The sequence below is a fragment of the Streptomyces sp. MMCC 100 genome, from assembly GCF_041538145.2.
Lineage (GTDB): Bacteria > Actinomycetota > Actinomycetes > Streptomycetales > Streptomycetaceae > Streptomyces.
In genome coordinates, this window is sequence record NZ_JBGORK020000001.1 from 665623 (window position 1) to 688028 (window position 22406).

Below are 22406 nucleotides of genomic sequence, written 5' to 3' on the forward strand. Positions count from 1 at the left end.
GCCGGGCGCGTCCTACAGGGCGAACGGAGTCCGTGCGCAGAGGCGTTGTCAGTGGTGGCGCGTAGTCTCCGAAGGAGCGCGAACGGCAGCCGCCGGCACACGGACGGCCATACTTTCCCGGGGGAGACGATGCACGCGGTCACCGGCGGTACGACGACCATGCGGAGCGCGGCGGCGGATGCCCGGACGGCGATCCCCTCGCTGGTCTCCCGGGTGCGCCTCGCGACGTCCGTGGAGGACCCGTCGTGGCTGCGCGGCGCCTCCCGCCGGTCCCCGGCAGGCTGCGAGCGGCCGTCCCTGTGGAACACGTCGGCCCTGATGAGCTGCCTGCTCCTGGCGGTGGGTCACGGCACGGCGCCCGGAGCCTCCCACGACCTGCCGGCCCGCTTCCTGGACCGGGAGTTCGGCCGTCACGGGGTGACGCGCTTCGAGGACATCGACTTCCCGAGGACCCTCACCCACGAGCCCACCCGACGCTTCCTGCGCGAGACGGGCTTGCCCGAGGACGCCCACCCCTTCCGCCTCGACACGGACGACCTGCCGCTGCCGACGCTGGCGGAGTACTGCGAGGAGCACCCCGAGCACCCGGCCCCGCCCGGCGCGGACCACCTCGTCCGCCTGGGACGCCTCGCGGACGGCGCCCACGTGGTCGTCGACGGCACGACGGGCGCCGTCCTGACATGGCGGGTCCCCGCCGGCACCCTCCACCCCCTGGTGGCGGACGTCTCCGCCCTCGCCCTCACCCTCTGGGCGCTGCGCCGCGCGGCGCAGTTGGAGGCCGTGGCGGGATTCGAACCCGCGTAACTCGCTTTGCAGGCGAGCCCCTGGGCCACTCGGGCACACGGCCGGGTCTGTGACTCGGTGATTCGACGGTAGGGCGGGGCGAGGGAGGGGCTCAAGGCATTCGGGGCGGCTGCAACACGACTGCCATACGCCGTTCACCAACGGCCTTGTGGGTCGGCTTGTCGTGCGACCAAGGTCCCGGTCCTGTACCGCCTCCAGAACAGATTTCGGCATTGCCGCTATCACGGTGGCGCCCTGGTCGCTCGTCGGCGTCGACGGGGTGGACGTCGACGTGCAGCGGGATCTGGCTGTGCGGGGTGACGACTTGGGGCGAGACGTCGGTCCTTACGCGGTCGTACGTCATGCACTGCTTGAAGCAGGACCGAACGATCGTCGCCGCGGCTTCCACCCGCCTACTGCTGGACCTGCTCGGCCGGCAGGGCCAAGTCCTGATCAGCAGCGATCTGCCCTCCCGGCCGGGGCGCTCTCAGCGGCTCGCCGACCTCTGCGCCGTGACCGGCGCCCGCGCGTACGCGTGCGGGACCGGCGGAATGACCTAGCTCGATCCGGCCCCGTTCGCTGCCGCGGGCATAACCGTCATGCCGTTCCAGCCGCCGACGACCGGCATCTGGTCTTCCGGCCGAAGGCTCAGTGCGCTGTCGGCCGTGGCGGCACTCGGCCCACATGATGTGGCCGCCCGCATGCAGGCGCTTGCCTTGGACCAAGGTCTTCTGGTGTCCGCTGCTTGACTTGTGGCCGCCGCAACAGAACTGCCGCACGCCAATTCGCCAACGGCATCCCGGCCGACGGGTCGTACGACCAAGGTCCCGGTCCCGTACCGTCTTCCGACAGGGGTCAACGCGGGCCGTGGCCCTTACTCTGGCGACCATGACCGTCCCTGAGCCCCGCGACACCGATGTCGCGGCCCCCGCCGAGCCCTCCGTCGCCACTGCCGCCGCCCCCGACGAGACCGTGCTGAGCCGCGCCTACCGGGCGCTGAGCATCGGCATCGTCTCCGTCATCGTGCTGATCGCCTTCGAGGCGACGGCGGTCGGCACCGCGATGCCGGTGGCGGCGCGGGAGCTGGACGGGGTCTCGCTGTACGCGTTCGCGTTCTCGGGGTATTTCACGACCAGTCTGTTCGGGATGGTGCTCTCCGGCCAGTGGTCGGACCGGCGCGGGCCGCTGGCGCCGCTGACGACCGGCATCGCCGCCTTCGCGGCCGGGCTGGTGCTGTCCGGGACGGCCGGGGCGATGTGGCTGTTCATCCTCGGGCGGGCCGTCCAGGGACTCGGCGGCGGGCTGGTGATCGTCGCGCTGTACGTCGTCGTCGGGCGGGCCTATCCGGAGCGGCTGCGGCCCGCGATCATGGCGGCGTTCGCGGCGGGCTGGGTCGTCCCGTCCGTCGTCGGCCCGCTGGCGTCCGGCGCGGTGACCGAGCACCTCGGCTGGCGCTGGGTGTTCCTCGGCATCCCGGTGCTGGTCGTCGTCCCGCTGGCCCTCGCGCTGCCGCAGATACGCAGCCGCGCGGCAGGTCCCGTGGAGGTAGGGGACGCACCGGCCTCCTTCGACCGCCGCCGCATCCGCCTAGCCCTCGCCATCTCGCTGGGCGCGGGCCTGCTCCAGTACGCCGCCCAGGACCTGCGGTGGGTGTCGCTGCTGCCGGGCGCGGCGGGCGTGGCGCTGCTCGTCCCCGCCGTACTCGGGCTGCTGCCGCGCGGCACCTACCGGGCGGCGCGCGGCCTGCCCGCCGTGGTCCTGCTGCGCGGGGTGGCCGCGGGGTCCTTCGTCGCCGCCGAGTCCTTCGTCCCGCTGATGCTGGTCACCCAGCGCGGACTCAGCCCGACCCTCGCCGGACTCTCTCTGGCGGCGGGCGGTGCGACCTGGGCGGCGGGCTCCTGGCTGCAGTCCCGGCCGCGCCTGGAACCGCACCGGGAGCGCCTGATGGCTCTTGGCATGCTCCTGGTCGCGGCGGCCGTCGCCACGGCGCCCAGCGTGCTGATCGACGCCGTACCGGCCTGGACGGTGGCCGTCGCCTGGGGCTTCGGCTGCTTCGGCATGGGACTGGTGATCTCCTCCACCAGCGTGCTCCTGCTCAAGCTCTCCGCCCCCGAGGAGGCCGGCGCCAACTCCGCCGCCCTGCAGATCTCCGACGGCCTCTCCAACGTCGTCCTGCTGGCGGCCGGCGGCGCGGCCTTCGCGGCCCTCGGCGGCGGCACGGTGAGCCACGCGGCCACCGGCTCCCATCCGGCGGCCTTCGCGGCGGTGTTCCTGCCCATGGCGGCGGTGGCGCTGGCGGGTGCGTGGGTGGCGACGCGGGTGCGGGAGCGGTGAGGCACGCCCGCGCCCGTGGGAACCCAGGGGCGGCTGTGACGTCCGTCCCACCCGGGGGTGACCCGCCCCCGTGCGCGCGTTGATCGCGTCGCCCCGCCGGTAGGGTGGCCCGGTTGTCATACGTGGCCGAGCCGCTCTACCCCCTTCGGAGACCGTGACTACCACCGCCAGCTCCAGCACCTCGCACCACCTGTCCCCGGCCTTCCCCGGCCGTGCCCCCTGGGGCACCGCCGGCAAGCTGCGGGCCTGGCAGCAGGGGGCGATGGAGAAGTACCTCCAGGACCAGCCCCGGGACTTCCTGGCCGTCGCCACCCCCGGCGCCGGAAAGACGACCTTCGCGCTGACGCTGGCGTCCTGGCTGCTGCACCACCACGTCGTGCAGCAGGTGACCGTCGTCGCGCCGACCGAGCACCTGAAGAAGCAGTGGGCCGAGGCCGCGGCGCGGATAGGGATCAAGCTGGACCCCGAGTACAGCGCGGGCCCGCTCAGCCGCGAGTACCAGGGCATCGCCATCACCTACGCGGGCGTCGGCGTCCGCCCCATGCTGCACCGCAACCGCGTCGAGCAGCGCAAGACCCTCGTCATCCTCGACGAGATCCACCACGCCGGTGACTCCAAGTCCTGGGGCGAGGCCTGCCTGGAGGCCTTCGAGCCCGCCACCCGCCGCCTCGCGCTCACCGGCACGCCCTTCCGCTCGGACACGAACCCCATCCCCTTCGTGGCGTACGAGGAGGGCAACGACGGCATCCGCCGCTCCGCCGCCGACTACACCTACGGGTACGGCTCCGCGCTCGCCGACGGCGTCGTGCGCCCCGTCATCTTCATGAGCTACAGCGGCAACATGCGCTGGCGCACCAAGGCGGGCGACGAGATCGCCGCCCGGCTCGGCGAGCCGATGACCAAGGACGCCGTCAGCCAGGCCTGGCGCACCGCGCTCGACCCGCGCGGCGAGTGGATGCCGGCCGTGCTGCGCGCCGCCGACCAGCGGCTGACCGAGGTCAGGAAGGCCATCCCGGACGCCGGCGCCCTCGTCATCGCCGCCGACCAGGACTCCGCCCGCGCCTACGCCAAGCTGATCCGTGAGATCACCGGAAACAAGGCCACCGTCGTGCTGTCCGACGACGCGGGCGCCTCGAAGAACATCGACACCTTCAGCCAGGGCACCGACCGCTGGATGGTCGCCGTCCGCATGGTGTCCGAGGGCGTCGACGTTCCGCGCCTCGCGGTGGGCGTCTACGCGACCACCATCTCCACTCCGCTCTTCTTCGCCCAGGCCGTCGGCCGCTTCGTCCGCTCCCGCCGCCGCGGCGAGACCGCCTCCGTCTTCCTCCCCACCGTCCCGGACCTGCTCACCTTCGCCAACGAGATGGAGCGCGAGCGCGACCACGTCCTCGACAAGCCCAAGAAGGAGGGCGAGGAAGACCCCTACGCCGAGTCCGAGAAGGAGATGGACGAGGCGAACCGGGAGCAGGACGAGGACACCGGCGAGCAGGAGCAGTTCGCCTTCGAGGCGCTGGAGTCCGAGGCGACCTTCGACCGGGTCATGTACAACGGCGCCGAGTTCGGGATGCAGGCCCACCCGGGCAGCGAGGAGGAGCAGGACTACCTCGGCATCCCGGGCCTGCTGGAGCCCGACCAGGTGCAGTTGCTGCTCCAGAAGCGGCAGGCCCGGCAGATCGCGCACAGCCGCAAGAAGCCCGACGAAGAGGCCGACCTGCTCGAACTGCCCGCCGAACGGCGCCCGGTGGTCTCCCACAAGGAGCTGATGGAGCTGCGCAAGCAGCTCAACACCATGGTCGGCGCCTACGTCCACCAGAGCGGCAAGCCGCACGGCGTCATCCACACCGAGCTGCGCCGCGTGTGCGGCGGCCCGCCCAGCGCCGAGGCGACCGGCGGCCAGCTGCGCCAGCGCATCGCCAAGGTGCAGGAGTGGGCGACACGCATGAAGTGACGCCGTCGCGGGCGTGTGCCGCACGTATAGGGACAAAAACAGGCATTCGATAACGGTTGGCGCCCGGATTCTGGACGGAGCCTTCCGCTGAGCGGACCTGGTCGTTACTGTCCCGCTACGCACACGCCCCGTGGCAGCGCCGCCGCGGAGCGCAGCCGTGAAGCGACTGGGCCCGCGACAACGCCGGGCCGTCAGCCGATCGGCGGCCTCTCAAGCGCGTCGCTGACGGGACTCGGTGACGCACATCCGCGAGGAGAGCCGCCGACCTCACCACTAAGGAGTGGGCGTCGTGACCGCGGAGACCTCTCAGACGCTCGACCGGGGACTGCGGGTCCTCAAACTGCTGGCCGATACGGACCACGGGCTGACCGTCACCGAGCTGTCGCACAAGCTGGGCGTCAACCGGACCGTCGTGTACCGGTTGCTCGCCACGCTGGAACAGCACGCACTCGTACGCCGGGACCTGGGCGGACGCGCCCGCGTCGGCCTCGGCGTGCTGGGCCTCGGCCGCCAGGTGCATCCCCTGGTCCGCGAGGCGGCGATGCCGGCCCTGCGGTCCCTCGCCGAGGACATAGGGGCGACGGCCCACCTGACCCTGGTGGACGGCGCGGAAGCGCTGGCCGTCGCGGTCGTGGAGCCGACCTGGACCGACTACCACGTCGCCTACCGCGCCGGTTTCCGGCACCCCCTGGAACGGGGCGCCGCGGGCAAGGCGATCCTGGCCGCCCGCCGGCCGCCCCAGCCCCCCGACGAGGACGTGGAGGCCCCCGGCTACACCCTCACCCACGGCGAACTGGAGGCCGGCGCCTGCGGCGCGGCGGCGCCCCTGCTCGGCGTCACGGGGGTGGAGGGCAGCGTCGGCGTGGTCATGCTGGCGGACGTGGTCCCGGAGCGGGTCGGCGAACGCGTGATGCACGCGGCCCGCGAGGTGGCGGAGGCGCTGCGGTGACGTCCAGTGCACCAGGCACGGGGCACATCGCCGGACGGGCTCCGCTGCACGAGGTCATGGCGCGGCTGCGCGGGCTCAGGCCGGTCTTCCACTCGGAGGCCGACCTCCAGCACAGTTTCGCCCGGGTGCTGTGGGAGACGGCGCCGGAGATCGAGTCTCGGCTCGAGGCCCCCCAGCGGAGGGCGGGGAGAGCCGAGTACCTGGATCTGCTGTGCATCGGGCCGACCACCCGAACCGCCGTCGAGTTCAAGTACTTCACCCGGGGCTGGACCGGCACCGCCGGCACACCGGCCGAGGACTACATCCTGAAGCAGCACGGGGCCACCGACCTCGCTCGTCTGCACTTCGTGCGCGACATAGCCAGGCTGGAGCGGTTCTGCGGCCGGTTCGGGCAGGACGGCCTGGCGCTCATGCTGACCAACGAGCCGTCCCTGTGGACGCCGCCGCTCCCCGGCCGCCGCCCCACCCGGGACCACGAGTTCAGGATCCACGAGGGACGCGAGCTCGCCGGAACGCTTCTCTGGGCCGAGGGGACGTACGAGCCGAACACCTGCACCTTGGCGGGCGTCTACCCCCTCGCCTGGGAGCCGTACTCCGGACAGGACGGGCCCGGCGGCGAGTTCCGCTGGCTGGCGGTGCACGTGAACGGGCAGGGCGCCGGACGCGGGGGCGCAGGCGCAGACACGTGAGGGCAGGACCGGACGTTCCCCGCACACAGAGCCGGCGGCGGGCCCGCGTTAGATTGACCCCGTGCTCTCTCGTCTCACGCGTCCCCAGTTCCTCGCCGTCTGCGGGCTTCCCGTCGTGGCGCTGCTCGCGACCGCCGTGTTCGCGCCGCTGCCGTTCTCCGTGGCGCAGCCGGGGCTGACGGCCGATGTGCTGGGCAAGAACCAGGGCGACGAGGTGATCACGATCAGCGGTGCGCCGACGCACGAGACCAGCGGGCAGCTGCGGATGACGACGATCGAGGCGACCGGGCCCGACGCGAGTATCCATCTGGGGGACGTGCTCAGCAGCTGGTTCGACACCGACCGGGCCGTGATGCCGCGCGACGCCGTCTACCCGAGCGGCGACGACGTGAGCGAGATCGAGGAGTACAACCAGGAGCAGATGAAGGAGTCGCAGGACTCGGCCACCACGGCCGCGCTCCGGTACCTCCGGCTGGACAAGAGCGACGTCGACGTCGAGCTCCGGCTGGAGGACGTCGGCGGGCCCAGCGCCGGGCTGCTCTTCTCGCTCGGCGTCGTCGACAAGCTCGGCGCCGGGGATCTGACCGGTGGCAAGGTCATCGCCGGGACCGGGACCATCACCGACGACGGCAAGGTCGGCGCCGTCGGAGGGGTTCCGCTCAAGACGCAGGCCGCCCGGCGGGACGGGGCCACCGTCTTCCTGGTGCCGCAGGCGGAGTGCTCGGACGCGCAGGCCGAGCTGCCGAAGGGGCTCCGGCTGATCCCGGTCACCACCCTCAAGGGCGCCATCGACTCGCTGAAGGCGTTGGAGAGCGGCAAGGGTGACGTCCCCGCCTGCTGAGCCGACCGGGTCCTACCCCTCCTTCACGAAGCCCTTCTCCTTCATCCAGTCCAGCGCCACCTGGTGCGGATCCTCGCCGTCCACGTCGACCTTCGCGTTCAGGGTCTGCGCCACGTCGTTCGTCAGCGCCTTGGTGACCGGGTCGAGGACGGAGGCGATCGCCGGCCACTTCTTCAGGGTGGCCGTGCGGACCATGGGCGCCGCGTTGTAGTTCGGGAAGAACTTCTTGTCGTCCTCCATCACCACCAGGTTCATGGACTTGATCCGCCCGTCGGTGGTGTACACCTCGCCGTACGTACAGGCGCCCTTCGCGGTCTGGGTGTAGATGATGCCGGTGTCCATCTGCGTGATGTTCCCGGCGGGCAGCGACATGCCGTACGCCTTCTCCAGGCCCGGCAGACCGTCCGCGCGGTTGGCGAACTCGCCCTCCACGCACAGCGTCACCGCCCCGGGGTCGGACTTCGCCAGCTCGGCCACCTCGGAGAGGGTCTTCGTCCTGTACTTCTCGTAGTTGGCCTGGTTCATCGCCAGCGCGTACGTGTTGTTCAGGCGGGCCGGCGGCAGCCACGTCAGCCCCTTCTTCGCGTCGGCCTCCTTCACCGCCTCCCACTGCTGCTCCGGGTCGGGGATCGGCTTGCTGTTGCCCAGGTACGTGATCCACGCGGTGCCCGTGTACTCGTACGTGGCGTCGGCGTCGCCGTTCTCCACCGCGGCACGGGTGCCGACGGAACCCTGGATGCCGGTGCGGTCGAGCACCTCCGCGCCGGCCGCCTCGAAGGCGATGCCCATGATCGCGCCCAGGACCAGCTGCTCGGTGAACTCCTTCGAGGTGACCGTGAGGTCGGCCCCTTCCAGCGGCCTTCCCTTACCGATGGAGCCTGGCTCCACGTCATCGACCATCGGGGAGCCGCTGGTCAGGCCGCACCCGGCCAAGGCCGTCAGGAGCGAGACGGCCAGCAGCAGGCCCGTAGGCCGTCTCAGCCGTGTCATGTGCTCACCTCCAGGCCCCGCGGACGCAGCAGCAGTTCCGCCAGCGACGCCAGCCAGTCCACCAGCAGGGCGAGGGCGACCGTGAGGATCGAGCCCAGGACCAGCACCGGCATCCGCTGGCTGGTGATGCCGGTGGTGATCAGCACGCCCAGGCCACCGCCGCCGCCGAAGGTCGCCAGCGTCGCCGTACCGACGTTCAGGACGAGCGCCGTGCGCACGCCGGCCAGGATGAGCGGGACGGCCAGGGGGAGTTCCACCCGGGTGAGGACGCCCAGCGGGGACATGCCGATGCCGCGGGCCGCCTCCAGGAGCGTCGGGTCGTTCGCCTTCAGGCCGGCGATGGTGTTGGAGAGCACGGGCAGGACGGCGTAGATGATGATGCCGATCAGGGCCGCCTTGCGGCCGATGCCCAGCCAGATCACCAGCAGCGCCAGCAGACCGATCGCCGGGGTCGCCTGGCCCATGTTGGCGAACGCCATCGCGAACGGGGTGGCCTTCCGGAACGCCCTGCGGGTGAGCAGGACGCCCAGCGGGATCGCGATGATCAGCACGAAGAAGGTGGAGATCACCGTGAGCTGCACGTGCTGCCACAGGGCCTTGGTGACCTGGCCGTTCCCGAGGGCGTTGCGGCTGAGCGCGTCCAGGTCGGCCTGCCGGAACCACAGCCAGGTCGCCAGCAGTACGGCGATCAGGACGACGGGCAGGAAGGTCAGCTTGCGCCAGCCGACCCGGGGGCCCGCCGCCACCGGGGACGGCGGCGGCGCCTCGCCCTCCTCCCCGCCCCCGCCCTCGTCCCGGAAGGCGAGCCCCTTGACCTCGTGCTCGCCCTCGGGACGGCGGCCGGGGGAGGGTCGGGCGGAGCCGCTCACGCGCGGCCTCCGACCTCGCCGAAGCCCTCCTGCTCGCTGTGCGTCTGCGTGGCCCGGGTCTCCTCGAGGTCGTGCTGGTGCTCCAGCGCGTCGAGCCGGTCGGCCTCCAGCAGTTCGTGCACGGAGTTCATCAGCGTCTCCATGTCGACGACGCCCTCGTACGCGCCGCGCCGCCCGGTGACCGCGACCCGCCCCGCGTTGTCGGTGAGCACCGCCTCCAACGCGTCCCGCAGCGTCGCGTCCCGGGTCACCGTGTCGTGGACCAGCGTCCCGGCCCGCGCCAGCGAGCCCCTGGCCCGCATCAGGTCGCCGCGCCGCAGCCACTTGTAGGGGCGCCCGCGCCGGTCGAGGAGCAGGATCTCGTTGGTGCCCGACTCCCGCAGCCGGTCGAAGATGTGCTGGAGCGGGTCCTCCACGGTCACCGTCGGGTAGTCCGTGATGCCCACGTCCCGCACCCGGGTCAGGTTCAGGCGTTTGAGGGCCGCGCCCGCGCCCACGAAGCCGGAGACGAAGTCGTCCGCCGGGTTGGTCAGGATCGCCTCCGGGGTGTCGAACTGGGCGATGTGGGAGCGTTCGCGCAGTACGGCGATCCGGTCGCCCAGCTTGATCGCCTCGTCGAAGTCGTGGGTGACGAAGACGATCGTCTTGTGCAGCTCGTGCTGGAGGCGGATCAGCTCGTCCTGGAGGTGGTCGCGGGTGATCGGGTCGACCGCGCCGAACGGCTCGTCCATCAGCAGCACGGGCGGATCGGCCGCCAGGGCCCGCGCCACGCCCACCCGCTGCTGCTGGCCGCCGGACAGCTGGCGCGGATAGCGGCCGTGGAACTCCCCGGCGTCCAGGCCGACCAGGTCCAGCATCTCCTCCACCCGCGAGCGGATGCGGGACTTCGACCAGCCGATCATCTTCGGTACGAGCGCGATGTTCTGGGCGACGGTCATGTGCGGGAAGAGACCGGAGGACTGGATCGCGTAACCGACCTTGCGGCGCAGCTTCACCGGGTCGATGTCGGTGACGTCCTCGCCGTTGATGCGGATGCGGCCGCCGCTGGGCTCGATCAGCCGGTTGATCATCTTCAGGGTGGTGGACTTCCCGCAGCCCGAGGGGCCCACGAGGATGACCGTCTCCCCGGCCTTGATCTCCATCGACACGTTCTCGACGGCGGGCTGCGGATTGCCCGGGTAGCGCTTGGTGAGGGACTCCAGCTCGATGGTCGCCCCGGTGGTGCCGCTGTGGCCGTTCCCGGCCACGGATTCCGCCGTCTCAGACACGGATCCCCCTCGGAATGGTCAGCCGTCCCAGCAGCACGTACGCCGCGTCGAACAGCAGGGCCAGGACGATGATCCCGAGCGTGCCCGCGAGGACCTGGTTGAGCGCGTTCTTGCTGCCCAGTGAGGCGATCCCGCGGAAGATCTCGTTGCCGAGGCCCGGTCCGGAGGCGTAGGCGGCGATCGCCGCGATGCCCATCAGCATCTGCGTCGAGACCCGGATGCCGGTCAGGATCGGCGGCCAGGCCAGCGGCAGCTCCACCCGCAGCAGCCGCGCCGGACGCGACATCCCGATGCCCTTGGCCGCGTCCACCAGCGACGGGTCGACCCCGCGCAGGCCCACGATCGAGTTGCGCACGATCGGCAGCAGCCCGTACAGGGTCAGCGCGGTCACCGTCGGCGGCACGCCGAGGCCCACGATCGGGATGAGCAGGCCGATCATGGCCAGCGACGGGATGGTGAGGATGGTCGACGTGGACAGGGTCGCCAGGTTCCCCGCCCACTCGCTGCGGTAGGTGACGACGCCGATCAGCACCCCGAGCAGGGTCGCCACGACCATGCACTGGAAGACCGCGCTGGCGTGCTGGTAGGCGTCGGCGAGCAACTGCTGGTGGCGGCTGCCCAGGAAGTCCCAGAAGTTCACGTCCGCTCACCTCCGGGATCGGGCCGGCCTCAGTCGTGTCCTTCGCTGTCCTCGGCCGCCTGCTCCACCAGCGGGATGATCCGCAGCGGAACGGGGTTCTCCATGACGATCGCCGTGGCGGCCCGGACGATGCCATCAAAACCGACAACCCGGTCGATCACCCGCTGGAGATCGGCGTTCGAGCGGGCCACGAGGCGGCACAGCATGTCCCCGGTGCCGGTCGTGGTGTGCAGCTCCAGAACCTCCGGCACCGTCGCCAAGTGCGCCCGTACGTCGGCCCCTTGGCCCTGCCGGATCTCCAACGTGGCGAACGCCGTCACCGGGTAGCCGAGGGCCGCCGGGTCCACTTCCGGACCGAAGCCGCGTATGACTCCGTTCGACTGAAGCCGGTCGAGCCGTGCCTGCGCGGTGCCGCGCGCCACCCCGAGCCGCCGGGACATCTCGAGGACCCCGATCCGTGGTTCCCGCGCCAGCAGACCGATGATCCGCCCGTCCAGTCGGTCGATCCCCGTACCCGCCACACCCCTCACCCTCCCGGCTGGTCATCCTGTACACATCGCCCGCCACTACCGGCCTGTCACTGGTCAGGTTGCCCAGTGAAAACGCAAACTATTGCGCACCTTGCGGGCACGGGAGAACCTGCGGCTATGACGCAGACCACACACCACACTCCCGACACCGCCCGGCAGGCCGATCCCTTCCCGGTCAAGGGAATGGACGCGGTCGTCTTCGCCGTGGGCAACGCCAAGCAGGCCGCGCACTACTACTCCACCGCCTTCGGCATGAAGCTGGTCGCGTACTCCGGACCGGAGAACGGCAGCCGGGAGACCGCGAGCTACGTCCTGGAGAGCGGCTCCGCCCGCTTCGTGTTCACCTCGGTGATCAAGCCCTCGACCGACTGGGGCACCTTCCTCGCCCAGCACGTCGCCGAGCACGGCGACGGCGTCGTCGACCTCGCCATCGAGGTCCCGGACGCGCGCGCCGCCCACGCCTACGCCGTCGAGCACGGCGCCCGCTCGCTCGCCGAGCCGCACGAGGTCAAGGACGAGCACGGCACCGTCGTCCTCGCCGCCATCGCCACCTACGGCGAGACCCGCCACACGCTCGTCGAGCGCACCGGCTACGACGGCCCGTACCTGCCCGGGTACGTCCCCGCCAAGCCGATGGTCGCCCCGCCCGCCCAGCGCGTCTTCCAGGCCGTGGACCACTGCGTCGGCAACGTCGAACTCGGCCGCATGAACGAGTGGGTCGGCTTCTACAACAAGGTCATGGGCTTCACGAACATGAAGGAGTTCGTGGGCGACGACATCGCCACCGAGTACAGCGCGCTGATGTCCAAGGTGGTCGCGGACGGCACCCTCAAGGTCAAGTTCCCGATCAACGAGCCCGCGGTCGCCAAGAAGAAGTCCCAGATCGACGAGTACCTGGAGTTCTACGGTGGCGCCGGCGTCCAGCACATCGCGCTGAACACCAACGACATCGTGGCGACCGTCCGCGCGATGAAGGCGGCAGGCGTCGAGTTCCTGGACACCCCCGACTCGTACTACGACACGCTCGGCGAGTGGGCCGGCGAGACCCGGGTGCCCGTCGACATCCTGCGCGAGCTGAAGATCCTCGTCGACCGCGACGAGGACGGCTACCTGCTGCAGATCTTCACCAAGCCGGTCCAGGACCGTCCGACCGTCTTCTTCGAGATGATCGAACGCCACGGCTCGATGGGCTTCGGCAAGGGCAACTTCAAGGCCCTGTTCGAGGCGATCGAGCGCGAGCAGGAGAAGCGCGGCAACCTCTGACGCACAGGTGCTAGTCGGGCGGGCCCTCCACCGGGGGCTCGCCCAGCTCCGTCAGCGCCCGCTTCGCCTCCGGCACCCGCAGCGGCGAGAAGTACGGGTTGATCGTCAGCGCCTCCCGCAGATGCCGCCGCGCGGGCCCGTACCGCCCCAGCTCCTGCTCGACCACGCCCCGGTGGAACACGTACAGCGCGCTGCGCACCCCGCCGCCCTTGTCGCCGTCGGTCGCGATCGTCGCGAACTCCAGCGCCTCCTCGTCGGCACCGCTGCGGTGCAGCGCCCAGCCCAGCGCGTCGGCGACCGCGATCCCCGGCTGCCGCCCCCACTCCGCCCGCAGCAGGCGCACCGCCTCGGCCGGATCGCCGTGGTCCGCCTCCAGCCTTCCCAGCATCAGTTGCTCGTCCGCCCCGGCCGCCTCGGCGCCCCGCGCCCGCTCCCGCAGCAGGTCGTACTCCACCCGCGCCGCCTGCCCGAGGCCCAGCGACTCGTACAGCTCGCCCAGCTCCAGCGCGTACTCGGGGCTCGGCCGCTTCGCCAGCGCCGCCTGGTACGCGGACAGCGCCTCCGTCGTCCGGCCCAGCGCCGCCAGCGCCCGGCCCTGCCCGGCCTGCGCGGCCCGCTGGTCGGGGTCGGTGCGCAGCGCCTCCTGGAAGAACCGCAGCGCCTCCTGACGGTCCCCGCGCTCGAACGCCAGCCGCCCGGCCTGCTCCAGGTACGCCGCCCGCTCGGCCGGTGCCTCGGCGGCCGCCGCCGCGTCCGAGATCCGCGCCTCCGCGTCCTCCCGCCAGCCCCGGTCCCGGTAGACGGTCGCGGCCAGCGCTCCCACGGCCGGAGCGCCCGGGCGCAGCTCCATCACCTTGTCCAGGGCCCGGCCCACGCCCTTGTCGTCGCCGAGCCCCCTGTACGCGTCGATCAGCACGGCGTGCGCCGTCCACCGCTTCGGCGCCGCCTTCACCGCGCTCTCGCCCCACTTCTTCGCCGCCGGGAAGTCCCGGCGCGCCACCGCCAGCGCCGCGAGCCCCTCCAGGGCCTGCGGGTTGCGCTTCGGCCCCGTCTTCAGCGAGGTGCGCAGCGCCTTCTCGGCCTTCGGCCAGTTCGCGCCGTCCGCCGTACGCCGGCCCTGCTCGACGTAGGCCGCGCCGAGGACCGCCCACGACACCCCGTCCAGCGGATGCGCCCGCAGATGGGTCTCCCGGTCGCCGATCAGCGCCGCCAGGTCCCCCAGCGTGGCGGGCACTCCCGTGGTGACCGCCCCCTGCGCCAGCGCCGCGGGCCCCGGCGCGGGCGGGGGAGCGTCGCCGCTCTCCCAGGGCAGCAGCACCAGGACCCCGCCGAGTACGGCGGCCCCGGCGACGGAGGCGAGCAGCATCCGGCGTCCGGGGCGCGACCGCCGCCCGGGTGCCGGTACCTCGCCCTGTTTCCGCCGGGTCTGCCTCTCCATGACCTCCATGGCGCTCACTGTGCGCCAATACGACGATCCCACCGGGCAGGGTGACGGGTGCCGTCCACGGGGTTCACACCGATGGCCCCCGGGTGCGACGCTGTGATCATGAGCCGTATCGAAGCGCCTCGCGACGAAGACGACGCAGCCGCGACGGTCAACAGCACCCTCGTCGACCGGCTGCTCGCCGGACTGCCCGCCGAGTCCGTCCTCACCGATCCCGACGTCACTGCCTCCTACGCCAACGACATGGCGAGCTTCTGCCCGGCCGGCGTCCCCGCCGTGGTCGTCCTGCCGCGCACCGTGGAGGACGTCCAGCACGTCATGCGCACCGCCACCGAACTGCGCGTCCCGGTGGTCCCGCAGGGCGCCCGCACCGGCCTGTCCGGCGCGGCCAACGCCACCGACGGCTGCGTGGTCCTCTCCCTGACGAAGATGGACCGCATCCTGGAGATCAACCCGGTCGACCGCGTCGCCGTCGTCGAACCGGGCGTCGTCAACGCCACGCTGTCCCGCGCGGTGAACGAGCACGGCCTCTACTACCCTCCCGACCCCTCCAGCTGGGAGATGTGCACCATCGGCGGCAACATCGGCACCGCCTCCGGCGGCCTGTGCTGCGTCAAGTACGGGGTGACCGCCGAGTACGTCCTCGGCCTCGACGTCGTCCTCGCCGACGGCCGCCTGATGTCCACCGGCCGCCGCACCGCCAAGGGCGTCGCCGGGTACGACCTCACCCGGCTCTTCGTCGGCTCCGAGGGCTCCATCGGCATCGTCGTACGGGCGGTCCTCGCGCTGCGGCCCAAGCCGCCCGAGCAGCTGGTGCTGGCCGCCGAGTTCGCCTCCGCGTCCGCCGCGTGCGACGCGATCTGCAAGATCATGGAAGGAGGACACGTCCCCTCCCTCCTCGAACTGATGGACCGTACGACCGTCAAGGCGGTCAACGACCTCGCCCACATGGGCCTGCCGGAGACCACCGAGGCCCTGCTCCTCGCCGCCTTCGACACCACCGACCCGGCCGCCGACCTCACCGCCGTCGGCGCGCTGTGCGAGGCCGCGGGCGCCACCCAGGTGGTCCCGGCCGAGGACGCGGCCGAGTCCGAACTCCTCCTGCAGGCACGCCGCCTGGCCCTCACCGCCCTCGAAGCCGTCAAGGGCACGACGATGATCGACGACGTGTGCGTGCCCCGCTCCCGGCTCGGCGACATGCTGGAGGGCATCGAGCGGATCGCCGAGAAGTACGGCCTCACCATCGGCGTCTGCGCCCACGCGGGCGACGGCAACACCCACCCCACCGTCTGCTTCGACGCCTCCGACCCCGACGAGTCCCGGCGGGCCCGCGAGTCCTTCGACGAGATCATGGCCCTCGGCCTGGAACTCGACGGCACCATCACCGGCGAGCACGGCGTGGGCGTCCTGAAGAAGGAGTGGCTGGCGCGGGAGATCGGCCCGGTGGGCCTGGAGATGCAGCGGGCCGTCAAACAGGTCTTCGACCCGCTGGGCATCCTCAATCCGGGCAAGCTCTTCTGAGCCCTGCCGCTCCTCACCGGGCGAGCAGCTCGGCCAGCCCGTCGTCGATGCCGAGCTGCGCGCCCTCGGTCCCCGGCGGCACCGTCCGCAGCGTCCGCTCCAGCCAGGCCGACACCTGCGGGGTGGGCGCCTCCAGGAGGGCGTCGCCGTCCGGGCTGCTCAGCGCCATCAGCACGACGCTGCGGCCCTCCGCCTTCGACGGCCACACCCGCACGTCCCCGTGCCCGGACGGCCGGAAGACGCCCTCCACCAGCAGGTCACGGGCGAACGTCCAGTGCACCGGGTGGCCGGAGTCGATGTGGAAGGTGACGTGGACGGCGTAGGGGTCGTCGGTGTGGTAGCCGAGCCGGGCCGGCACCGGGACGCCGTGCTCGGGCGACAGGATGAGCCGCAGCTCCAGCTCGCGCTCCACGACGGTGGGGCCGGTGCGGCCGGTGGGGTTGGGGTGCATGGCGAGGTTCCTCTCCCGTGTCTCGTACGGTCCTTGCCCAGGGAGAGCGGCCGGGGGCGGGAGCATTACGCGGGTTCGCGGAACTTTTTCCCGAACCCCGGTCCGGGTGTGAAGGTCCGTGCACGAGGTTGCCCGGAAAGGGGTGGGTACGGCGGGACCGGCCGTGCGGATTGCGCCCGTCTGATAGATGTTGGAGCCCCTCTATCAACCCCCGAGCAGATACGGGACGACGGACATGAGCGCCCCAACCCCGGCCCCCGGCGACGACAGGCCCCGCGAAGGGTATTACCCGGACCCGTCCATTCCTGGATACGTCCGGTACTGGAACGGCGCCTCCTGGGTGGCGGGCACGAGCCGGCCCGCCCCCAAGGACGGCGAGCCGCTCGCGCCTCCGCCCGGCGCGCGGCCCTCCGTCGAGGAGACAGGACCGCACTTCTTCGACGAGGACCCGGTCGAGGACCCGCCGCCCGCCGCCGCGTCCCAGCACGGCAGCCGTCCGGAGTCCGCCACCGCCTGGGGCGCCGACCGCTCCGCTCCTTCCGGCGCCGCCGACGGCCCCGACCAGCGCGTCGCCTGGCCGGGCACGGCGCGGGGCGCGGACCCGAGGGTCCCGCACGCCCGGCAGACGGCACCGTCCGCCGACGGCGCCGCGGACGCCGGCGCGCGGGGCGACGCCGCGTCCGCCTCCGCGTCTGCCCCCGCTTCCGCGTCTGCTCCTGCCTCCGCGTCTGCCCCCGCTTCCGCGTCTGCCCCTGCTCCCGCTTCCGCTTCCGCCTCTGCTTCCGCTTCCGGCGAGGCGGCGGCCGAGGCGGAGGCTCAGGCCGGCAACACCTTCGTCTTCCGCCGTCCCCCTGCGGGCTCGCAGGGTGCACCGGCGCCGGGCGGTGCTCCCGCCCCTGCGGAGGACGAGGGCACCATGACCTTCCGCGCGGTCACCCCGCGCACGGGCCCGCAGCCCGGCGGACCCGGAGCCGCTTCCGGTTCCGGTTCCGGTTCCGGCCCAGGCTTCGGGGCCGGCAAGGCAGCCGCCGCCCGGGCGGCCGCGGCCCAGGCTCCCGCGACCCCGACCGCCCCTGCCGCCCCCGCGGTTCCGCACCAGGCGCCCCCGCCGCAGCCCGCCCCCTCCGCGCCGGTCGCGGCGGGCGGTCCCGGTGGCGGTCAGTCCTCCTGGGCGCAGCAGGTGCACCGGCTGGCCGGGGCGGGCGGGGACGAGCAGCCCGTCGCCCCGTGGAAGCCGCCGGTCGAGGACGTGTTCCAGGCCGCCGCCCGACGCCAGGCGGCGGCCCGGCCCGCCGGGCTCGGCAAGCGGCTGGCCGCCCGGCTGATCGACACCGTCGTCCTCGCGGGCGTCACCGCCGTGGCCGCCGTACCGCTCGGCGTCAAGGCGATCGACCACGTCAACGACAAGATCGACGAGGCCAAGCTCTCCGGTGAGACGGTCACGGTCTGGCTGCTGGACGGCACGACGTCCACGTACCTGGGCATCGTGCTCGCCGTCCTGCTGCTCTTCGGCGTCGTCTACGAAGCGCTGCCCACCGCCAAGTGGGGCCGCACCCTGGGCAAGAAGCTGCTCGGCCTCGAGGTACGGGACATCGAGGCCCACGAGCCGCCGTCGTTCGGCGCGGCCCTGCGCCGCTGGCTGGTCTACAGCGTCCCGGGCCTCCTGGCCGTCGGCGTGGTCGGCGTCGTGTGGTGCCTGTTCGACCGTCCCTGGCACCAGTGCTGGCACGACAAGGCCGCCGGCACGTTTGTCGCGGGCTAGCTTGGCCGGGGGGCGGGCAGGGGGTGCCTGGTTCGCGGTCGGGTGCGGGTGCGTGGAGGCTGGTCGCGCAGTTCCCCGCGCCCCTTTGGGGCGCGTCGCACTGCACGTACCTCAAGGGGCGAGGGGCTGTACTGAGTCGGACCACGCACCCTCGCTACTCCGGACGGCCGCTCGCCGGATGCGAGCGAAGAGAGTCCGAGTTCGACTCGGGACATGAGCAGCGAACCGCCCCCCGGCTCCGGCGGGCAGCAGCCGCCGGAAGACGACCCGCTGAGGAAGCACCCCTACGACAACCCGCCCCCGCCCCCCGGCGGTGGAGGCCCTTACGGCGCCCCTCCTCCCGGTGGCAGCGGTCCGTACGGCGGCGCCCCTCCTCCCGGTGGCAGCGGTCCGTACGGCGGCGCCCCTCCTCCCGGTGGCGGCGGTCCGTACGGCGGCCCCCCTCCTCCCGGTGGCGGCGGCCCCTACGGCGGTGACCCGTACGGCGGTGGCGGCTATCCCGGCGATCCGCTGGCCGGGATGCCCCCGCTCGCCGACAGCGGGCGGCGCACGCTCGCGCGGATCATCGACATGATCCTCGTGGGCATCGTGGTCTGGCTGCTCAGCTGGGCGTTCAACGTCCAGGAGTACCAGGTGGACGGTGACGACATCTCCGTCGGCAAGTCCTTCGGGCAGTCCGTGATCGCCGCCGTGCTGTACATCGCGTACGACACCTACATGACCACGAAGACGGGCCAGACCCTCGGCAAGAAGTGGCTCGGGATGCGGGTGGCCAACCTGGACAACGGGGCGACGCCCTCGGTGCAGACGTCGCTGATCCGGGCCCTGGTGCTGTGGATCCCGTTCGCGTTCTGCTGCGCCTGCGTGTGGACGATCATCGCGGGCGGCTGGAGCTTCTTCGACAAGCCCTACAAGCAGGGCCTGCACGACAAGGCGGCCAAGACGGTCGTGGTCAGCACCCGTTGACGGCCGCGGACACCGGCGTCACCGGCAACGGCACCGGGCACCGGCTTCCGCGCCGGCTCCGGCCTCAGGCGGCCCGCCCGCGCGTCGCCTCGCCCGCGCCGGCGGGAACCCGGGTCGCCGCGGACACCTGTACCGGCTCCCGGTCGGCGGCGATCCTGTGGGGCGGCGCGGCGGTCACCGCGCGCGTCCTGGGCAGAGGGACCGTCATGGCGACCAACAGCCCGAGGGCGAGGGCCGCGACGGCGATGAGAGCGACTCCGGGACCCGAACTCGTCTGCGACAGCAGCAGCATGGCGAGCGTCGAGAAGATCACGGTGCACGAACCGTAGGCGAACTGTGCGGCAGTCGGACGGGGCATGGCCATCGTGTCCTCGGAAGACAATCTTGGGGCGAGATGGGCTGTCGGCCTGGCTTTCCGCCGGTCTCCGGGCGTTCCGCCAAGCGACTCTAACCCGCTGTGTGCCCGAGTGGAACCAGTAGTAAGCACGACCTAACCGGCATGGCCGATGCACGGGGGGCGCACGGATTCATGACGTCCGGGAAGCGGACGGTCCCGCGCGCCCGGCGGACCCGGCCGGGGCCCGCCGGACCCCGCGAAGGTCACGATCCGGTGTCCGCAAAGCGAACGACGACTCCGCATAGTGCACTTGTTCTGCTCAAGTCAAGGTCTGTCTTTTCCATCGAACCTCTAGTCAAATGTCGTCACTTGACTACACGCGTTGAGCACGTGTGCGCGGACTTTGCTCTGTCCTTGTCCCCCCTTCCGCGCGCGTGGACGCGGGGGAGGAACTCAAGTGACCAGAAGATCCTGGACGTTCAGAACGGCGGCGACCACCGTCGCACTCGCCGCCGCGACCGCCACGCTCTCGGCGGCCGGCGTGGCGCAGGCCGACTCGCCGTCCCGGCCGGAGGCCGTGGACCGCCACGACCCGAGCCCGGACAAGACCACGCGCTCCCACGACCTCAAGGGCCCCCTGAGCGACACTCAGGCCGCTCAGCGTGAGGAGGCCCTGAAGCAGGTCATATCCGGCAACGCGTCGGTGAAGAAGAAGGACGGCTCCAACGTCGTCCAGCTGAAGAGCAAGAAGGGCGACAGCAAGTACGTCGAGCTGGGCCGGGAGAAGACCGACAAGATCTTCACCATCCTGGTCGAGTTCGGCAACAAGGTCGACAGCCGCTACGGCGGCGACGCCGGCCCGCTGCACAACCAGATAGCCAAGCCGAACCGCAAGAAGGACAACTCCACGGCCTGGCAGGAGGACTACAACCAGGAGCACTTCCAGGACCTGTACTTCGGTTCCGGCGAGGGCGTCAACTCGGTCAAGACCTACTACGAGAAGCAGTCCTCCGGCCGCTACTCGGTCGACGGCGAGGTCTCCGACTGGGTCAAGGTGCCCTACAACGAGGCCCGTTACGGCTCCAACAAGTGCGACCCCGACAACTGCGCCTGGTACGCGGTGCAGGACGGCGTCACCGCCTGGGTCGCAGACCAGAAGGCGGCCGGCCGCACCGACGCCCAGATCAAGTCCCAGCTGACCCAGTACGACCAGTGGGACCGCTACGACTTCGACGGCGACGGCGACTTCAACGAGCCCGACGGCTACATCGACCACTTCCAGATCGTGCACGCCGGTGAGGACGAGTCCGCGGGCGGCGGTGCGCAGGGCGAGGACGCGATCTGGGCCCACCGCTGGTACGCCTTCGGCACCGACGCCGGTTCCACCGGCCCCGGTGAGAACAAGCTCGGCGGCACGCAGATCGGCGACACCGGCATCTGGGTCGGCGACTACACCATCCAGCCGGAGAACGGCGGACTCGGCGTCTACGCCCACGAGTACGGCCACGACCTCGGCCTGCCGGACCACTACGACACCGCCGGCGGCGACAACTCCACCGGCTTCTGGACGCTGATGTCGTCCGGCTCGTGGCTGGGCACCGGCCGCAACGAGATCGGCGACCTGCCCGGCGACATGAACGCCTGGGACAAGCTCCAGCTGGGCTGGCTGAACTACGACACCGCCAAGGCGGGCGTCAACTCCTGGCACAAGCTGGGCCTGGCCGAGTACAACACCAAGCACAAGCAGGGCCTGGTCGTCGAGCTGCCGAAGGAGGAGGTCACCACCGAGATCGTGACCCCCGCCGAGGGTGAGACCCAGTGGTGGAGCGGCAGCGGCAACGACCTCAAGAACACCCTGAGCCGCAGCGTCGACCTCACCGGCAAGTCGTCCGCCTCCCTCACCCTGGACGGCTGGTACGACATCGAGGCCGACTACGACTTCCTCTACACCGAGGTGTCCACCGACGGCGGCGCCAACTGGACCGCGATCGACGGCACGTTCGACGGCCAGCCGATCCAGCGCGACGGCAGCGACAAGCCCGCCCTGAGCGCCACCGTCGACGCCTACGGCAAGCTCGTCTACCCGCTGGACGCCTACGCCGGCAAGAAGATCGACCTGCGCTTCCGCTACCAGACCGACGGCGGCCTGGCCATGAAGGGCTTCACCGCCGACGAGATCGCGGTGACGGCCGACGGCGAGACGCTCTTCTCCGACAACGCGGAGACCGAGGACGCCGCGTGGACGGCGGACGGCTTCACCCGCAAGGGCGCGTCCTTCACCAAGGAGTACGCGCAGTACTACATCGCCGAGAACCGGCAGTACGTGTCGTACGACGAGACGCTGAAGACCGGCCCGTACAACTTCGGCTTCACGGAGCGCCCGAACTGGGTCGAGCACTACGCGTACCAGAACGGCCTGCTGATCTGGAAGTGGGACACCTCCCAGGCCGACAACAACACCAGCCAGCACCCGGGCAAGGGCCTGGTCCTGCCGATCGACTCGCACCCGACCGCGCTGAAGTGGAAGGACGGCACGGTCATGCGCAACCGCTTCCAGACGTACGACTCGCCGTTCAGCCTCTACCGCACGGACGGCATGACGCTGCACAAGGCGGACGTCGCGAAGTACATCCCGGGCTCGAAGGGCGTCTCGGTCTTCAACGACCGCAAGAACGACTACTACGACCCGGCGAACCCGACCGGTGGCGTCCAGGTCACTGACACCAACACGAAGATCAAGATCCTCAAGGAGGCCAAGAACGGCTCGACGATCGAGCTCGAGGTCGGCCCCGCGGGCAGGTAAATAGCATCTGCCCAG

At 71.6% G+C, this 22406-nt stretch carries 20 protein-coding genes and 1 tRNA gene; 12 read left to right on the forward strand and 9 right to left on the reverse strand.

Annotated elements, in window-relative coordinates; genetic code table 11:
* Nucleotides 1-129: 129 nt before the first annotated feature.
* Nucleotides 130-804, forward strand: coding sequence for an SUKH-4 family immunity protein (locus ABS735_RS03105; protein ID WP_373899846.1), 675 nt, complete (start codon nt 130-132; stop codon nt 802-804).
* Here ABS735_RS03105 and ABS735_RS03110 read toward each other — a convergent pair.
* Nucleotides 773-847 (reverse strand) — tRNA-Cys (locus ABS735_RS03110). The genes ABS735_RS03105 and ABS735_RS03110 overlap by 32 nt on opposite strands.
* Nucleotides 848-1154: 307 nt before the next feature.
* On the opposite strand from ABS735_RS03110, the gene ABS735_RS03115 reads away from it, so the two are divergent.
* The 6 genes from ABS735_RS03115 to ABS735_RS03140 all read left to right on the forward strand — a co-directional run bounded on the left by ABS735_RS03115 (nt 1155) and on the right by ABS735_RS03140 (nt 7547).
* The gene (locus ABS735_RS03115) at nt 1155-1343 is read left to right on the forward strand and encodes a WbqC family protein (RefSeq protein ID WP_373899847.1); all 189 of its coding nucleotides are present in this window, start codon (nt 1155-1157) and stop codon (nt 1341-1343) included.
* 328 nt (nt 1344-1671) lie between these two features.
* Nucleotides 1672-3117: an MFS transporter gene (locus ABS735_RS03120; RefSeq protein ID WP_373899848.1), complete on the forward strand. Its 1446-nt coding sequence runs from the start codon at nt 1672-1674 to the stop codon at nt 3115-3117.
* Nucleotides 3118-3271: 154 nt separating this feature from the next.
* A complete protein-coding gene (locus tag ABS735_RS03125) occupies nt 3272-5068 on the forward strand; it encodes a DEAD/DEAH box helicase (protein ID WP_373899849.1) in 1797 nt (598 codons plus the stop codon).
* Nucleotides 5069-5357: 289 nt separating this feature from the next.
* On the forward strand, nt 5358-6017 hold the full coding sequence (locus ABS735_RS03130; RefSeq protein WP_373899850.1) for an IclR family transcriptional regulator: 660 nt from the start codon (nt 5358-5360) through the stop codon (nt 6015-6017).
* Nucleotides 6014-6706, forward strand: coding sequence for a hypothetical protein (locus ABS735_RS03135; protein WP_373899851.1), 693 nt, complete (start codon nt 6014-6016; stop codon nt 6704-6706). Before ABS735_RS03130 ends, ABS735_RS03135 begins: the two co-directional genes overlap by 4 nt.
* Before the next feature lie 61 nt (nt 6707-6767).
* Nucleotides 6768-7547 (forward strand): YlbL family protein, encoded by a 780-nt coding sequence (locus ABS735_RS03140; protein ID WP_373899852.1) that lies wholly within the window; start codon nt 6768-6770, stop codon nt 7545-7547.
* A 12-nt stretch (nt 7548-7559) separates the two neighbouring features.
* Here the strand turns inward: ABS735_RS03140 and ABS735_RS03145 are convergent, their stop codons facing one another.
* The 5 genes from ABS735_RS03145 to ABS735_RS03165 are packed head-to-tail and all read right to left on the reverse strand — an operon-like array spanning nt 7560 to nt 11835.
* Nucleotides 7560-8537 carry a glycine betaine ABC transporter substrate-binding protein gene (locus tag ABS735_RS03145; RefSeq protein ID WP_373899853.1) on the reverse strand — a complete coding sequence of 326 codons (978 nt, stop codon included), beginning with the start codon at nt 8535-8537 and terminating at the stop codon, nt 7560-7562.
* Nucleotides 8534-9406, reverse strand: a complete 873-nt coding sequence (locus ABS735_RS03150; protein WP_373899854.1) for an ABC transporter permease — start codon at nt 9404-9406, stop codon at nt 8534-8536. Before ABS735_RS03150 ends, ABS735_RS03145 begins: the two co-directional genes overlap by 4 nt.
* The gene (locus ABS735_RS03155; RefSeq protein WP_373899855.1) at nt 9403-10674 is read right to left on the reverse strand and encodes a betaine/proline/choline family ABC transporter ATP-binding protein; all 1272 of its coding nucleotides are present in this window, start codon (nt 10672-10674) and stop codon (nt 9403-9405) included. The genes ABS735_RS03150 and ABS735_RS03155 overlap by 4 nt, the downstream gene beginning before the upstream one ends.
* Nucleotides 10667-11314, reverse strand: a complete 648-nt coding sequence (locus tag ABS735_RS03160; protein WP_373899856.1) for an ABC transporter permease — start codon at nt 11312-11314, stop codon at nt 10667-10669. The genes ABS735_RS03155 and ABS735_RS03160 overlap by 8 nt, the downstream gene beginning before the upstream one ends.
* Nucleotides 11315-11343: 29 nt before the next feature.
* On the reverse strand, nt 11344-11835 hold the full coding sequence (locus ABS735_RS03165; protein WP_373899857.1) for an Lrp/AsnC family transcriptional regulator: 492 nt from the start codon (nt 11833-11835) through the stop codon (nt 11344-11346).
* Nucleotides 11836-11961: 126 nt separating this feature from the next.
* On the opposite strand from ABS735_RS03165, the gene hppD reads away from it, so the two are divergent.
* The gene (hppD, locus tag ABS735_RS03170) at nt 11962-13107 is read left to right on the forward strand and encodes a 4-hydroxyphenylpyruvate dioxygenase (RefSeq protein WP_373899858.1); all 1146 of its coding nucleotides are present in this window, start codon (nt 11962-11964) and stop codon (nt 13105-13107) included.
* A gap of 10 nt (nt 13108-13117) precedes the next feature.
* On the opposite strand, the gene ABS735_RS03175 is transcribed toward hppD, so the two are convergent.
* Entirely contained in the window at nt 13118-14554 is a 1437-nt protein-coding gene (locus ABS735_RS03175) for a tetratricopeptide repeat protein (RefSeq protein WP_373899859.1), read from the reverse strand.
* Nucleotides 14555-14647: 93 nt separating this feature from the next.
* On the opposite strand from ABS735_RS03175, the gene ABS735_RS03180 reads away from it, so the two are divergent.
* A complete protein-coding gene (locus tag ABS735_RS03180) occupies nt 14648-16072 on the forward strand; it encodes an FAD-binding oxidoreductase (protein WP_373899860.1) in 1425 nt (474 codons plus the stop codon).
* A 13-nt stretch (nt 16073-16085) separates the two neighbouring features.
* On the opposite strand, the gene ABS735_RS03185 is transcribed toward ABS735_RS03180, so the two are convergent.
* Nucleotides 16086-16523 (reverse strand): SsgA family sporulation/cell division regulator, encoded by a 438-nt coding sequence (locus tag ABS735_RS03185; protein ID WP_373899861.1) that lies wholly within the window; start codon nt 16521-16523, stop codon nt 16086-16088.
* Nucleotides 16524-16758: 235 nt separating this feature from the next.
* Between ABS735_RS03185 and ABS735_RS03190 the strand changes: the two genes are divergently transcribed.
* Nucleotides 16759-18285: an RDD family protein gene (locus tag ABS735_RS03190; protein ID WP_373899862.1), complete on the forward strand. Its 1527-nt coding sequence runs from the start codon at nt 16759-16761 to the stop codon at nt 18283-18285.
* Between the two features lie 213 nt (nt 18286-18498).
* Nucleotides 18499-19251, forward strand: a complete 753-nt coding sequence (locus ABS735_RS03195) for an RDD family protein (protein ID WP_373899863.1) — start codon at nt 18499-18501, stop codon at nt 19249-19251.
* Between the two features lie 64 nt (nt 19252-19315).
* On the opposite strand, the gene ABS735_RS03200 is transcribed toward ABS735_RS03195, so the two are convergent.
* Nucleotides 19316-19615, reverse strand: a complete 300-nt coding sequence (locus ABS735_RS03200) for a hypothetical protein (protein WP_373899864.1) — start codon at nt 19613-19615, stop codon at nt 19316-19318.
* Between the two features lie 430 nt (nt 19616-20045).
* Here ABS735_RS03200 and ABS735_RS03205 point away from each other — a divergent pair, with 430 nt between their 5' ends.
* Complete coding sequence (locus ABS735_RS03205; protein ID WP_373899865.1) at nt 20046-22391, forward strand: immune inhibitor A domain-containing protein; 2346 nt, start codon at nt 20046-20048, stop codon at nt 22389-22391.
* Nucleotides 22392-22406 lie beyond the last annotated feature (15 nt).

Coding starts and splice junctions, on each gene's coding strand:
- ABS735_RS03105 (WP_373899846.1), top strand. CDS start 130: ATGCACGCGGTCACCGGCGGTACGACGACCATGCGGAGCGCGGCGGCG.
- ABS735_RS03120 (WP_373899848.1), top strand. CDS start 1,672: ATGACCGTCCCTGAGCCCCGCGACACCGATGTCGCGGCCCCCGCCGAG.
- ABS735_RS03145 (WP_373899853.1), bottom strand. CDS start 8,537: ATGACACGGCTGAGACGGCCTACGGGCCTGCTGCTGGCCGTCTCGCTC.
- hppD (WP_373899858.1), top strand. CDS start 11,962: ATGACGCAGACCACACACCACACTCCCGACACCGCCCGGCAGGCCGAT.
- ABS735_RS03175 (WP_373899859.1), bottom strand. CDS start 14,554: ATGGAGGTCATGGAGAGGCAGACCCGGCGGAAACAGGGCGAGGTACCG.
- ABS735_RS03185 (WP_373899861.1), bottom strand. CDS start 16,523: ATGCACCCCAACCCCACCGGCCGCACCGGCCCCACCGTCGTGGAGCGC.
- ABS735_RS03190 (WP_373899862.1), top strand. CDS start 16,759: ATGAGCGCCCCAACCCCGGCCCCCGGCGACGACAGGCCCCGCGAAGGG.
- ABS735_RS03195 (WP_373899863.1), top strand. CDS start 18,499: ATGAGCAGCGAACCGCCCCCCGGCTCCGGCGGGCAGCAGCCGCCGGAA.
- ABS735_RS03200 (WP_373899864.1), bottom strand. CDS start 19,615: ATGGCCATGCCCCGTCCGACTGCCGCACAGTTCGCCTACGGTTCGTGC.